Below are 13,686 nucleotides of genomic sequence, written 5' to 3' on the forward strand. Positions count from 1 at the left end.
ACAGGTCCGGGGCGGAGCGATCGCTCCGCCCCGGACGGCCTTCGGCTGCCCGCGCGCGGCCGCGCCGCCTCCGCTCCGGGGCGGCGACGCTGTCATCGTCCCGTTAGGAGAACCCTGGCAATGACGCATGATCCATCCTCGTCCGGCGCGGGCGAGCCCGAGGACGACCCGCCCCGTTCCCGCAGCACGGCGCGTGCGGTGCTCAGCTACGGGCTGCTGGTCCTGGTGCCGCTGGCGCTGGCGCTGCTGCTCCTGAGATACGGCATCGCGCACCCGGTGAAGGAGACCGTCGGCGGATCGAAGCCGCCCGAGCCGGCCGACGTGTTCGGCCGGGTGCTGGTCGCCGGGGTCGTGGTGGTCGCGGCGGCGGGGCTGATGGGCCTGGCGGCCCGCGCGGTCGGCCAGTCGCCGGTGGTCGGCGAGATCCTGGCCGGACTGCTGCTCGGTCCTTCGGTGTTCGGGGCCCTGGCACCCGGTCTCTCCGAGGAGGTGTTCCCGCCGGCGGTCACGCCGGTCATGGACAACCTGGCGCAGGTCGGTGTGGTCTTCTTCATGTTCCTGATAGGTCTTGAGATGCCGCTGACCATGCTGCGCAGGCTCGGCGGCAAAGTGCTCTCCGCCGGGCACGCGGCGCTCGCGGTGCCGTTCCTGCTGGGCATGTCCGCCGCCCTGTCGCTGCGGGACGACTACCAGCCGGCCGGTGTGGAATCCACACCGTTCCTTCTGTTCGTGGCGCTGTCGGTGTCGGTCACCGCGTTCCCGGTGCTGGCCCGGATCCTCTCCGACCGAGAGCTGATCGGCACCCGGCTGGGCGCGATGGGCCTGGCGATGGCCGGTGTCGGCGACGTCACCGCCTGGTGCGCGCTGGGCGTGGTGGTCGCCGAGGCGCGCAACGACTCTCCGCTGGGCGTACTGGCCGCCGTGGTCGAGGTGGTGGCCTTCACCCTGGTCCTGTGGTTCGTGGTGCGCCCGGCGCTGGCGCACGTTCTGCGGGTGCTGGAGAGCCGGCGCGGCGGGGTACTGCCGATCGGCGTGCTGATCACCTCCTTCGTGCTGATCTGCGCGGTGGTCACCCATGCGCTCGGGGTGCACGCGATCTTCGGCGCCTTTCTGGCGGGCGTGGTGATGCCGCGCTCCTCCCGGACGGTGCGGGACTTCGCGCACCGGACCGAGGGGCTGGCGCTGTGGCTGCTGCTGCCGTTCTTCTTCGCCGCGGTGGGCCTGCAGACCCGGCTGCAGTCGGCGTTCTCCCTCTCCGCGCTGGGCGTGCTGGGGCTCGTGCTGCTGGTGGCGGTGGCCGGCAAGATCGGCGGGACGTACGTGGCGGCCCGGCTGGCCGGTGAGGGCAACCGGGAGTCGTTGGGGCTGGGCGTGATGATGAACTGCCGCGGCCTGACGGAGCTGGTGGTGCTCAACGTCGGCCTGTCCCTGGGGGTGATCGACTCCCGGCTGTTCGCGGTGCTCGTGGTGATGACCCTCGTGACCACCGTGGCGACCGATCCGCTGCTGCGGCTGCTGCGGCTGGACCGCCTGTCGCAGCCCCCTGGAGGCACCTTGCCCCAGGCCGAAGCCCCCACCCGGACCCAGGAGAGGGCCGGGGCACGCCGGCCATGAGAGCCGGGGCGTGATCCGACGGCCTGCCCCGGGTCCGCCGACGCGGGAGTACGGCAGACCACAGCGGTGTTCAGGGCCGCTTCGAGTGGCCGTCGAGCGCCCCGGACGACAGTGGCCGCATGGCAGTTTTCACCGGTGCACCGAGACTCGAAGAGATAGCCGAAGGGGTCCACGCCTTCCTGCAGCCCGACGGCGGATGGTGTCTCAACAACGCGGGGCTGGTGGTCGACGGCGGCACCGCGCTGCTGATCGACACCGCCGCCACCGAGGCCCGGGCCGGGCGTCTGCGCGAGCTCGTCGCGGGCACCGCGCCGCAGCTCCCGCGGCTGCTGGTCAACACCCACGCGCACGGCGACCACACCTTCGGCAACCACCTCTTCCCCGAAGCGGTGGTGGTGGCCGCCGAGCGGACCCGGCAGGAGGCGGTCCGCACCGGACTGCACCTGACCACCCTGTGGCCCGACGTGGACTGGGGCGCGGTCGAACCGGCCGCGCCCCACGTCACCTTCGCCGAGGAACTCACGCTGCACGTCGGCGAGCAGCAGGTGCGGCTGCGCGCCTTCGGCCCGGCGCACAGCTCCTGCGACACGGTGGCCTGGCTGCCGGAGCGCCGGGTGCTGTTCGCCGGAGACCTGGTGATGAACGGGGTGACCCCGTTCGTGCTGACCGGCTCGGTCGGCGGCCTGCGCGACGCGGTCGCCCGGCTGCGGGCGCTCGACGCGGTCACCGTCGTACCCGGGCACGGCCCGGTCGGCGGCCCGGAGCTGCTGGAGACCACCGAGCGCTACCTGGCCTGGCTGCTGGACGTGGCCAAGGCCGGCCTCGCCGGGGGAGCGGACCCGTCGGCGGCGGCCCGCGCCGCCGACCTCGGCGAGTTCGCCGAGTACCTGGACACCGAACGCCTGGTGCCCAACCTGTACCGCGCCTACGGCGAACTGCGCGGCGGACGCCCGGAGGACTTCGCCGGCATCGACGAGATGGTCCGCGGCATGGCGGAGCTGCACGGCGGCTTCCCCGCCTGCCACGCCTGACAACCCATCGATTCCCGGCGATTCACATCTATTCCCACCGAATTTCCCACGGGAGAGGACGGCAACGTGAGCACGGAGCAAGAGAGCGGCCCGGTCACCCTGATCGCGGTGCTCGAAGCGCCGGTCGAGAACGCCGAGGAGTTCATCGCGGGCTGGAGCGGCCACCTGGAGCCGATGCGCGCCGCGCCCGGCTTCCGCGGCGCCCGCCTGCACCGGGCGTTGCGCGCGGACCACCGCTTCCAGCTGGTCGCGGTGGCCGACTGGGCGTCCGTCGCGGACCTGGCCGCCGCGGTGGCCGGCGAGCAGGGCGGCCCGGGGGCCAAGAAGTACGCCAAGACCGTCCACCGGGGTGTGTACCGGGTGATCGGCGAGGCCGCCTCGGGGAAGCAGCCGGACGGCGCGGGCGTGACCATGATCAACGCCTTCGAGCTGCCGACCGGGCGGGTCGAGGAGTTCCTGGGCGCCTGGCGGCCCCGGGCGCAGCGGGCCGGCGAGTCACCGGGCTTCGTGGACTTCCGGATGCACCAGGCGCTCGGCGACGCCTCGCTGCCGCTGGTGAACGTCGCGCACTACGCCAGCGTCGAGGCGTGGAAGGCCCTGCAGGCCGACCCGGAGTTCCAGGCCAGGAAGGCCGTCAACCCGCCGTACGCCACGGCCAATCCGGGCCTGTTCGAGGTGGTCGCCGAGGTGCTCTGACCCTCGGCCGGCCGCTTCCACGCGGGCTTGAGCGGGCCCCGAGAGCGCCCGCACAGACTTCTTGACGTCTTGTTACCAGCAGGAGGAGCGATGGTGGATCAGGCTACGACCGATGTGGTGATCCTCGGCGGCGGCCTCGCGGGTCTCACGCTCGCGGTCCAGCTCAAGAACGCCCGTCCGGAGACGGACGTGGTGATCCTCGACAAACGGCAGGGCCTGGCGCCGGAGGCGGCGTTCAAGGTCGGTGAATCGACGGTGCCGGCGGGCGCGCACTACTTCGCCCAGATCGTCGGGATGAAGGAACACCTGGAGAAGTTCCACCTGAAGAAGAACGGCCTGCGGTTCTTCCAGCCCGCGGGCGGCAACGAGGACCTCACCAGGCGGATCGAGCTCGGCCCGCGGGAGTTCCCGGCGCACGACAACTACCAGATCGACCGCGGCCGGTTCGAGAACGAACTGACCCGGATGGCGCTGGACGCCGGCGTGGACCTGCGGCAGGGCGCCGCGATCACCGACGTGGAGCTGCGCGAGGGCGACGAGGACCACACCGTGTCCTACACGCAGGGCGGCGAGCAGCGCGCGATCACCGCCCGCTGGCTGGTCGACGCGGCCGGACGCGCCCACTTCGTCAAGCGCAGGCTGGGCCTGTCCCGCGAGGTGTCGCACACCATCAACGCCTCCTGGTTCCGTCTCACCGGCGGCATCGACCTGGAGGAGTGGGGCAAGGACGACCCGCGGTGGATGGAGCGGATGAACCGCACCGGCATCCGCAAGTTCTCCACCAACCACCTGATGGGCGACGGCTACTGGGTGTGGCTGATCCCGCTGGGCTCGGACCACATCTCGGTCGGTGTCTGCGCCGACCCGCGCATCCACCCGTACGACGAGATCCAGACCTTCGAGAAGGTCCAGGAATGGCTGCGCGTCAACGAGCCGCAGCTGGCCGAGGTGGTCGACGGGCGCACCGGTGACGTCGCGGACTTCATCACCCTGAAGGACTTCGCCTTCGGCACCGAGCGGGTGTACTCGCCCGACCGCTGGATGCTGGTCGGTGAGGCCGGCGCCTTCGCGGACGCCTTCTACTCCCCGGGCTCGGACATGATCGGCTACGGCAACAGCGTCACCACCGACCTGGTCACCCGCGACTTCGCCGGCGAGGAGATCACCGAGAGGCTGGAGTTCTACAACGACTTCCACCTGCGGACCTTCCAGTTCGTGGTCTCCAAGGTCGAGGACCACTACCCGGCCTTCGGCAACCCCGCGGTGATGGTGCCGAAGCTGTGCTGGGACGCCATGCTCAACCACGTCGGCGTGGTGCTGATCTTCGTCAAGAACCGCTTCCTGGACTACGGGTTCATGCAGCGGGTGCGCGGCGACATCGAGAAGCTCTTCGCGGTCAACGACCGGATCCAGCAGATCTTCCGCGACTGGAACGAGCTGGAGAAGGCCGTCACCGACGGACCGGCCAACGCCTACGTGCCGGCCAAGGCGATCAAGGACAGCCACGCCACCCTGGTGGTCGACTACAGCGACGACGAACTGGCCGCCGAGATCTCCCGTGACGTCCGGGTCGCCGAGGCGCTCGCGGTCGCCGTCTTCCACCGGGCCGCCCGTGGGCTCGGCGTGACGCCGGACCCGGAGACCCCGGTCAACCCGTACGCGATCAGCCTGCGTCCCGACGACTGGCAGACCGACGGCCTGTACACCGGGCCGGTGCTGCTGACCCTGGCTCAGGCGGAGGAGATCTCCGAGGGCAGCCAGGGCCTGTTCGTCGACCCGCTGCTCGACGGTGCGGCATGAGCGAGCGCGGCACGGCGGGCGTACTGCAGCCGGACCCGGCCCTGGTGGACCCGCAGGCGCTGCGCAGCGTCTGCGCCAACTGGGCCACCGGCGTCACGGTGATCACCAGCGGCAGCACCGAGCGTACGACGGGACTGACGGTGAACTCCTTCACCTCGGTCTCGCTCGACCCGGCGCTGATCCTGGTCTGCATCCACAACGACTCGGGCGAGCTGCCGGTCCTGCGGCGGACCGGCGCCTTCGCGGTGAACATCCTGGCCGCCGACCAGGAGGAGCTGTGCCGGTCCTTCGCCAGCCGGCACACCCGGCACAGCGTCAAGGCCGACACCCGGCCGGGGATCACCGGCGTGCCGGTGCTCTCCGACGCGCTGGCCTATCTGGAGTGCCGGATCGAACGCGAGGTGGACGCCGGTGACCACGTGATCGTGATCGGCGAGGTGATCGACCTGGCCGTGCAGCGCGAGGAGGGGCCGCTGACCTTCTTCCGCAACACCTTCCACCGGCTGCCGGCCGCCTCCTGAGTCCCCGAGAGTTGAGGAGAAGACAGATGCCCACCGCCGGGTTGTCCACCGCCGCGGCCGCGATCGCGCCGGCCGCGGGCCGCCGTGCCGAGGCCGCCGAACGGGCCCGGGATGTCGACCCCGGCGTGATGGGGGAGATCGTCCGGGCGGGATTCGCCCGGCACTTCGCCCCCGCGGCGGTCGGCGGCGACGCCGGATCCTTCACCGAACTGGTCGAGGCGGTCGAGGTGATCGCCGAGGAGTGCCCGGCCAGTTCCTGGTGCGCCTCACTGATCGCCTCGATCGCGCGGATGGCGGGGGCGTTCCTGCCCGAGCAGGGCCAGGCGGAGATCTGGGCGGCCGGCCCGGACGCGGTGTTGGTGGGGTCGGTGACGCCGTTCGGCACCGCCCGGCCGGCCCCCGGCGGCTGGCTCGTCGCCGGGCGCTGGCCCTACATCAGCGGCATCGCCCACTCCGACTGGGCGCTGATGTGCGGCCTGGTGGAGTCCGGGACGGGCAGCGAGGCGCGGCTGTTCGCCCTGCCGCGCTCCGCGTACCGGATCGAGGACACCTGGCACAGCGTCGGCATGACCGCCACCGGCAGCAACACCCTGGTCCTCGGCGAGGTGTTCGTGCCCGAGCACCTCTCCTTCGACCGGGCCGACCTGTTCGCCGGGCGCACCAGCGAGGCCTGGGGCGGGGTGCCCGCGGCCTGCCACCGTGCCCCGCTCCAGGCGGTCAACGGGCTGATGTTCGCCGCGCCGGCGGTCGGCGCCGCACTCGGCATGGTCCGCACCTTCTCGGCGTACTTCGCGGAGAAGGTGGGCAACGCCCCCCAACTGCCCGGCACCACCGGGGTGCAGGGCGTGCGGGGTTCCGCCGAGCAGGCGCTGGCCCGCTCGGCCGGCGAGGTGGACGCGGCCCGGCTGCTGCTGGAGCGGGCCGCCCGGCTCGCCGACGAGGGCGCCGCCACCAGCCCGCTGCAGACCACGCGCAACCTGCGGGACTGCGCCCTCGCCGTCGATCTGTCGGTGACCGCGGTGGACCGGCTGTTCCGCCAGTCCGGCACCCGCGGGCAGGCGGTCTCCGGTTCGATGCAGCGGCTGTGGCGGGACGTCACCGCCATCTCCACCCATGTGGCGCTGCAGTTCGAGCCGGCCGCCCGGGGCTGGGTCGATCAGGTGCTCAAGGCCTGACCCCGGTCGACCGCACAACGCCAGGGCGCCGGGGACCTCGACCGAGGTCCCGGCGCCCTGGCGCTTGCTCCCGCAGCCGGTCCGATCAGTAGCTGCCGACCAGTAGCTGCCGATCAGTAGTTGCCGAGGCCGCCGCAGACGTTCAGCGCCTGCGCGGTGACCGCCGCGGCGCCCGGGGAGACCAGGTAGGACACCATCGCGGCCACCTCGCTCGGCTCCACGTAGCGGCCCATCGGCACCCGCGTGGTGATCCGGCTGTGCACCTCCTCCTCGTCCACGCCCCAGATCCCGGCGTAGTGCTCACGCACCCGCTCGGCCATCGGGGTCTCCACGAAGCCCGGGCACACCGCGTTGACGGTGATGCCGGTCCTGGCCAGCTCCAGGCCGAGCGACTTGGAGAAGCCGACCACGCCGTGCTTGGAGGCGGTGTACGGCGCGGCGTGCACCACGCCCTGCTTGCCGCCGGTGGAGGCGATGTTGACGACCCGTCCGGTACCGCGCTCCAGCATGCCGCCGCCGGTCAGTGCCGCCTTGGTGACCAGGAAGACGCTGTTCAGGTTGGTGTTGATGACGTCGAGCCACAGCTCGTCGGAGACCTCGGCGGTGGCCCCGCCCCCCGGCCGGCCGGCGTTGTTGACCAGGACGTCGAGCCGCCCGTAGCGCTCGACGACGGCCGCGATCAGCGCCCGCACCTCCTCGGACGAGGTGACGTCGCAGGTGCTGCCGTCGACGTCCAGGCCCTCGCCGCGCAGCTCGGCGAGGGTGTCCTTGAGGGTCTTGTCGGTGCGGGCGCACAGATAGACGGCGCAGCCCTGGCGGGCCAGGGTGCGGGCGATCTCGTGTCCGATGCCGCTGGTGGCGCCGGTGACCAGCGCGACCTGGCGCTCGGTGTCGGCGGAAGTGGATGCGTCCATGCACACCACCGTCCCGGCCGCGGCTCGCGCCCCGGTCGAGCCCCGCTCCAGCCCCGCGACGAGGCGTTGAGGCGGCCTCGACCGCGGCTCTTGGACGCGATTGAAGACTGAACGCATCCAACGGCCGCGTGAAGGAGTTCGAGGAGATGGAGTCGACCGGCGTGAGCGCCGAGTTGTACGCAGAGGTTCTTCAGTACTACGCGCGCCAGATGCAGGCGCTGGACGCGGACAAGGTGGAGGAGTACGCCGCCACCTTCACCGAGGACGCGGTCTTCGGCCACACGCCCGGCCGTCAGCCGGCGCGCACCAGGACCGGCATCCTGTCCGACCTCTACGAGGTGCGCGAGCGAATCACGGCGGACCCGCAGCAGCGGCGTCACATGTTCACGATGGTCGACGTCGAGCAACTGGCGGACGGCCGGCTCCGCAGTACCTGCTACGCACTGGTGCTGACCACCCGGCCCGGCAACGGCCCGCAGATGGTCCGCAGTTGCGTGGTGCGCGACGTCCTGGTCCGCGAGGACGGGCGGCTGCGCAACCAGGAGCGGCTCGTCGACCACGACGGTTTCGATGAGAGGTGGTTGTGATGAGCCGACGAGTGGTCATCACCGGCATCGGCGTACGCGCCCCGGGCGGCCGGGGCACCAAGGAGTTCTGGGACCTGCTCACCGCGGGCCGTACCGCGACCCGGCGGATCAGCTTCTTCGACCCGTCGGCCTACCGGTCGCAGATCGCCGGCGAGGCGGACTTCGACCCGGTGTGGGAGGGCCTGAGCCGGCGGGAGATCCGCCGCATGGACCGGGCCACCCAGTTCGCCGTGGTCTGCGCCCGGGAGGCGATGCAGGACAGCGGCCTGGACTTCGCGGGCATCGACCCCGCGCGGATCGGCGTCACCCTGGGCAGCGCGGTGGCCGCCGCGACCAGCCTGGAGCGCGAGTACCTGGTGCTGTCCGACTCCGGCCGTAACTGGCTGGTGGACAGCGAGGAGTGGCTGTCACCGCACATGTTCGACTACCTGGCCCCCAGCGTGATGCCGGCCGAGGTGGCGTGGCAGGTCGGCGCGGAGGGACCGGTGTCGCTGGTCTCCAACGGCTGCACCTCCGGTCTCGACGCGGTCGGGCACGCCCTGCAGCTGATCCAGGAGGGCTCCGCCGACGTCATCGTGGCGGGCGCCACCGACACCCCGATCACCCCGATCGTGGTGGCCTGCTTCGACGCGATCAAGGCGACCACCGCCCGCAACGACGAGCCGGAGACCGCCTCCCGCCCGTTCGACCGTTCCCGCACCGGCTTCGTGCTCGCCGAGGGCGCCGCCATGTTCGTACTGGAGACGCTGGAGTCGGCGCGGCGCCGTGGCGCCCCGGTCTACGCCGAGGTCACCGGCTACGGCACCCGCTGCAACGCGTACCACATGACGGGCCTCAAGCCGGACGGCCGGGAGATGGCCGAGGCGATCCGGGTCGCCCTGGACCAGGCCCGCGTCAACCCGACCGACGTGGACTACATCAACGCCCACGGCTCCGGCACCAAGCAGAACGACCGGCACGAGACCGCCGCGGTCAAGCGCGCCCTCGGCGACCACGCGTACCGCACGCCGGTCAGCTCGATCAAGTCGATGGTCGGCCACTCGCTGGGCGCCATCGGCTCCGTGGAGATCGCCGCCTGCGCGCTCGCCATCAGGAACGGCGCGGTGCCGCCCACCGCCAATCTGCACGAGGCCGACCCCGAGTGCGACCTCGACTACGTGCCGCTGACCGCGCGGGAACTGGACGTGCGGACCGTGCTGACGGTCGGCAGCGGCTTCGGCGGCTTCCAGACCGCGATGGTGCTGCAGAGGCCGACCGGGGAGAAGGAATGAACCGGGGAGAAGGAATGACCAGGACGGTAGTCACCGGGATCGGCGCGCTCGCCGCCAACGGGTTCGGCACCCAGGACTTCTGGGCCGCCACCCGCGAGGGCCGGCACGGCCTCGGCGAGCTCACCCGGTTCGACGTGACGGAGTACCCCGCCAAACTGGCCGGCGAGATCCGCGGCTTCGACGTCACCGACCACCTGCCGGACCGGCTGCTCCCGCAGACCGACGTCTCCACCCGGTACGCGCTGGTCGCGGCCGGCTGGGCGCTTCAGGACGCCAAGGTCGACCCGGCCGGCCTGGTCGACTACGACATGGGCGTGGTCACCGCCAACGCCCTCGGCGGCTTCGAGTTCACCCACCGCGAGTTCCACAAGCTGTGGACCGAAGGCCCGCAGTCGGTCAGCGTCTACGAATCCTTCGCCTGGTTCTACGCGGTGAACACCGGCCAGATCTCCATCCGGCACGGCATGCGCGGCCCCTCCAGCGCCCTGGTCACCGAGCAGGCCGGGGGCCTGGACGCGATCGGCCACGCCCGGCGCACCGTGCGCCGCGGCACCCCGCTGGTCGTCGCGGGCGGCGTCGACTCCGCGCTGGACCCGTGGGGTTGGGCCGCGCAGATCGCCGGCGACCGGCTGTCCACCAGCACCGACCCGGGCCGCGCCTACCTGCCCTTCGACCGGGACGCCGACGGCTACGTCCCCGGCGAGGGCGGCGCGCTGCTGGTGCTGGAGGAGGCCGAGGCGGCACTGCGCCGCGGCGCCCCGGACATCCTCGGTGAGATCGCGGGCTACGCCAGCGGCTTCGACCCCGCCCCGGGCTCCGGCCGGCCGCCGGCGCTGCGCCGCACGATCGGAGCGGCACTCGCCGACGCCGGGGTGACGGCCGACCAGGTCGACGTGGTCTTCGCCGACGCGGTGGGCGTGCCGGAGCCGGACCGGGCGGAGGCGGACGCGCTGCGCGAGGTGTTCGGCACGGCCGCGGTCCCGGTGACCGCGCCGAAGGCCGCGTCAGGGCGTACCTACGCGGGCGGCGGCTCACTGGACGTCGCCACCGCGCTGCTGTCGATCCGCGACGGCGTGATCCCGCCGACCGCCGGCACCCGCGAGGTACCCGCCGAGTACGGCATCGATCTGGTCCGCGACCGGGCCCGCGAGGCGGACGTGCGCACCGCGCTCGTGGTCGCCCGCGGCCTGTGGGGCTTCAACTCGGCCGTCGTCGTCCGTGCCTGGGACGCCGACGCCACCAACGACCTTTCCTGAGGAGACAGCTGTGAACATCACCGTGGAAGAGATCCGCCGCATCATCGTCGCCAGCGCCGGCGCCCCCGAGTCCGGGGCCACCGACGCCGACTTCGCCGACACCTCCTTCGACGAGCTCGGCTACGAGTCGCTGGCCCTGATGGAGACCGCCTCCGCGATCGAGCGCGAGTTCGGTGTGTCGGTGCCGGACGACCTGCTTTTCGAGGCCCGTACGCCGCGCGAGCTGGCCGAACTGGTCCGCTCCACGAAGGAGGCCGCGGCCGCATGAGCCCGCTCATCCGAGAGATGGAGCACAGCCGGGTGGTGCGCGCCCCCGCCGACCGGCTGTACGCGCTGGTCGCGGACGTCAGCCGCTGGCCGGTGCTGCTCGGGCCGTGCGTGCGGGCCCGGCAGATCGAGCGGCACGGCGCCGACGAGCGGATCGAGCTGTGGGCGCGGACCAACGCCAGGGTGGCGACCTGGACCTCCCGCCGCACCCTGGACCCGGTGGCCCTGCGGATCTCCTTCCGGCAGGACCGCTCCACCGCGCCGGTCGCCTCGATGTCCGGCGAGTGGTCCTTCCACCCGGCCGGCGACGGACAGACCCGGATGGTGCTGACCCACACCTTCACCGCCGTCGACGACGATCCCGAGTCGCTGGAGTGGATCGCCAAGGCGGTGGACCGCAACAGCGTCGAGGAACTGGCCGCGCTCGGCGCCTTCGCCGAACGCCCGCATCCGCTGGAGCAGTTGGTCTTCGCCTTCAGCGACCGGGCGGAGGCGCCCGGGGTGGACCCGGCCGACGTGTACGACTTCGTCAACCGGTGCGACCTGTGGCCCGAGCGGCTGGAGCACGTCGGCCGGGTCGACCTCACCGAGGACCCGGCGGGCGTACAGCTGATGGAGATGGACACCGTCACCCCCGACGGCCGTACGCACACCACCGCCTCGATCCGGCTGTGCGAGCCGGGCGAGCGGATCTCCTACAAGCAGACCGTGCTGCCCGCCCTGCTGTCCGGGCACAGCGGCCTGTGGGAGTTCGAGAAGTCGGCCGGCGGCGCGGCGATCGTCTCCCACCACACCGTGGCGGTCGACCCGGCCGCGGTGGAGCGGGTGCTCGGCGCGGGCACCACCTTCGAGGAGGCGTGCGCGCACGTCCGCGACACCCTGGGCGCCAACAGCCACGCCACCATGGGCGCGGCGTGCACGTACGCGGCATCGGTGGTGCGGCGCCCATGACCCCGACGCGGAAGCTGCTCGGCCTCGCGCTCTCGCCGGACGCCGAGGCCGACCGGGTGTGCATGGTCGCGGGCGCACACTCCTTCACCCGGCGCCAGGTCCGCAGCGAGGTGGCCCGGGTCCAGGCCGAGCTCATCGAGCGCGGCCTGACCGCGGGCCGGCGGGTGCTGGCGCTGCTCGACCACGGACCGGAGGCGGTGTTCTTCCTCGCCGCGGCCAGCTCGCTCGGCCTGCACCTGCTGATGCCGTACGGCCTGCAGGCGGCGGCGCTGTCCGAGTGGCTGTCCATCGCGGACGCCGCGAAGCCCGACGTGGTGCTGCACTTCAAGCGCGACCGGACCGGCCTGGACGAGCTGCGCGAACGCTGCGCCACCGTCGTGGAACTGCCGTTCCCCACCGGCGAGGCACCCGAGGCGGAGGTGGAAGTGCTCCACCCCGAGCCGGTGGAGCACTTCCTGGTGCTGTTCACCAGCGGCACCACCGGCAGGCCGAAGGCGATCAGCATCAACGAGGCGCACATCTGCGCCCGGATCGGCTGGGTCACCCGGACCATGGGGTACGGCCCGACCGCCCGGATCTTCATGACCGGCCTGATGAACAACACCACCGGCGTGATCAACTCCTTCGGAGCGCTGTCGCACGACGCCACCGTGGTCTTCCCGGAGACCCCGAACCCCGCCCAGTGGCCGGCCCAGGTGGCCCGCCACCGGGGCACCCACCTGGCGTTGCGTCCGGTCGCGCTCAAGCAGTTCGTGGCCGCCGCGGCCACCGGCGAGGACGACCTGTCCTGCCTGCGTGTGGTCTCCTACGGCGGGGCCGCCGTCCCCCGTGCGGTGCTCGAACAGGGCCGTGAACTGGCGCGCTGCGACTGGATCCAGGGCTACGGGCTGACCGAGACGTACGGCCCGTTCTGCTTCCTGGCCGAGCAGGGCCACGCCGAGACGCGCTACCTCAAGCACGTCTACTGCATCGGCCGGCCCGACGACTCCCTGGAGGTGCGGCTGGAGCCGGTGGCCGGCCACCCGGAGGGCGTCGGCGAGATCCTGGTCCGCGGGGACTTGGTGATGGAGGGCTACGTGGACGTCGCCACCGGGGTGATCCAACCGGTCGGCGAGTGGCTGCGCACCGGCGACCTCGCCGAGTGGAGCCCCGACGGCGACCTGGTCCTCAAGGGCCGGCTCGCCGGGGTGCTGCTCAGCGAGAACGGCCACCGCGTCTACCCCGAGGAGATCGAGGCGGTGCTTGCCGACACCCCGGGCGCGGACGAGGTGGTGCTGGTCGGCCTGCCGAACCCGGACGGCCCGCACGAGCTGCCCGTCGCCTGCCTGTGCGGCCCCATCGGCGAGCGCGGCGACGCGGAGCTGCGCGAGCTGGTCACCGCGGAGTTGCGCCGCGCGCTGGCACCGGAGAAGTGGCCGGACCGGATCTGGGCCACCCCGGAGCCGTTCGCCCGCAGTACCAACGGCAAGATCATGCGCGGCGAGGTGGCCGCCGCCGTCGACCCGGCGGGGGTTGTGTGGCTGGGGGGTGGTGCTGGTGGGTGAGGCGGCGGTGTGTGTGCGGGTGCGGGGGCGTCTGTGTTGCGGCCCGGCGGGGGTTGTGT

Annotated in this window: 13 protein-coding genes; 12 read left to right on the top strand and 1 reads right to left on the bottom strand. The window is 72.3% G+C overall.

From position 1 onward, the window contains the following. Window positions 1-120: 120 nt before the first annotated feature. From AC3ETA_RS13350 to AC3ETA_RS13375, 6 genes are all read left to right on the top strand, one after another. Window positions 121-1,614, top strand: coding sequence for a cation:proton antiporter (locus tag AC3ETA_RS13350; RefSeq protein ID WP_432193071.1), 1,494 nt, complete (start codon window positions 121-123; stop codon window positions 1,612-1,614). A gap of 119 nt (window positions 1,615-1,733) precedes the next feature. Next, on the top strand, window positions 1,734-2,645 hold the full coding sequence (locus tag AC3ETA_RS13355; RefSeq protein ID WP_432193072.1) for an MBL fold metallo-hydrolase: 912 nt from the start codon (window positions 1,734-1,736) through the stop codon (window positions 2,643-2,645). A 66-nt stretch (window positions 2,646-2,711) separates the two neighbouring features. After that, on the top strand, window positions 2,712-3,341 hold the full coding sequence (locus AC3ETA_RS13360; RefSeq protein ID WP_432193073.1) for an antibiotic biosynthesis monooxygenase: 630 nt from the start codon (window positions 2,712-2,714) through the stop codon (window positions 3,339-3,341). 90 nt (window positions 3,342-3,431) lie between these two features. Continuing rightward, on the top strand, window positions 3,432-5,141 hold the full coding sequence (locus AC3ETA_RS13365; RefSeq protein WP_432193074.1) for an NAD(P)/FAD-dependent oxidoreductase: 1,710 nt from the start codon (window positions 3,432-3,434) through the stop codon (window positions 5,139-5,141). Beyond that, window positions 5,138-5,662: a flavin reductase family protein gene (locus tag AC3ETA_RS13370; RefSeq protein ID WP_432193075.1), complete on the top strand. Its 525-nt coding sequence runs from the start codon at window positions 5,138-5,140 to the stop codon at window positions 5,660-5,662. Before AC3ETA_RS13365 ends, AC3ETA_RS13370 begins: the two co-directional genes overlap by 4 nt. A gap of 26 nt (window positions 5,663-5,688) precedes the next feature. Further along, window positions 5,689-6,837 (top strand): acyl-CoA dehydrogenase family protein, encoded by a 1,149-nt coding sequence (locus tag AC3ETA_RS13375; RefSeq protein WP_432193076.1) that lies wholly within the window; start codon window positions 5,689-5,691, stop codon window positions 6,835-6,837. Between the two features lie 113 nt (window positions 6,838-6,950). Here AC3ETA_RS13375 and fabG read toward each other — a convergent pair whose 3' ends face one another. Next, window positions 6,951-7,751 carry a 3-oxoacyl-ACP reductase FabG gene (fabG, locus tag AC3ETA_RS13380; RefSeq protein ID WP_432193077.1) on the bottom strand — a complete coding sequence of 267 codons (801 nt, stop codon included), beginning with the start codon at window positions 7,749-7,751 and terminating at the stop codon, window positions 6,951-6,953. A 146-nt stretch (window positions 7,752-7,897) separates the two neighbouring features. Between fabG and AC3ETA_RS13385 the strand changes: the two genes are divergently transcribed. From AC3ETA_RS13385 to AC3ETA_RS13410, 6 genes are read left to right on the top strand one after another with little or no spacing between them, the layout of a single operon-like run. Then, entirely contained in the window at window positions 7,898-8,338 is a 441-nt protein-coding gene (locus tag AC3ETA_RS13385; RefSeq protein ID WP_432193078.1) for a nuclear transport factor 2 family protein, read from the top strand. Further along, entirely contained in the window at window positions 8,338-9,609 is a 1,272-nt protein-coding gene (locus AC3ETA_RS13390) for a beta-ketoacyl-[acyl-carrier-protein] synthase family protein (protein WP_432193079.1), read from the top strand. The genes AC3ETA_RS13385 and AC3ETA_RS13390 overlap by 1 nt, the downstream gene beginning before the upstream one ends. A 14-nt stretch (window positions 9,610-9,623) precedes the next feature. After that, window positions 9,624-10,865, top strand: a complete 1,242-nt coding sequence (locus AC3ETA_RS13395; RefSeq protein ID WP_432193080.1) for a ketosynthase chain-length factor — start codon at window positions 9,624-9,626, stop codon at window positions 10,863-10,865. Window positions 10,866-10,875: 10 nt separating this feature from the next. Continuing rightward, the gene (locus AC3ETA_RS13400) at window positions 10,876-11,133 is read left to right on the top strand and encodes an acyl carrier protein (RefSeq protein WP_432193081.1); all 258 of its coding nucleotides are present in this window, start codon (window positions 10,876-10,878) and stop codon (window positions 11,131-11,133) included. After that, on the top strand, window positions 11,130-12,083 hold the full coding sequence (locus AC3ETA_RS13405; RefSeq protein WP_432193082.1) for an aromatase/cyclase: 954 nt from the start codon (window positions 11,130-11,132) through the stop codon (window positions 12,081-12,083). The genes AC3ETA_RS13400 and AC3ETA_RS13405 overlap by 4 nt, the downstream gene beginning before the upstream one ends. Next, window positions 12,080-13,627 carry a class I adenylate-forming enzyme family protein gene (locus AC3ETA_RS13410; RefSeq protein WP_432193083.1) on the top strand — a complete coding sequence of 516 codons (1,548 nt, stop codon included), beginning with the start codon at window positions 12,080-12,082 and terminating at the stop codon, window positions 13,625-13,627. The genes AC3ETA_RS13405 and AC3ETA_RS13410 overlap by 4 nt, the downstream gene beginning before the upstream one ends. Window positions 13,628-13,686 lie beyond the last annotated feature (59 nt).

The sequence above is a fragment of the Streptomyces sp. bgisy027 genome (assembly GCF_057710365.1).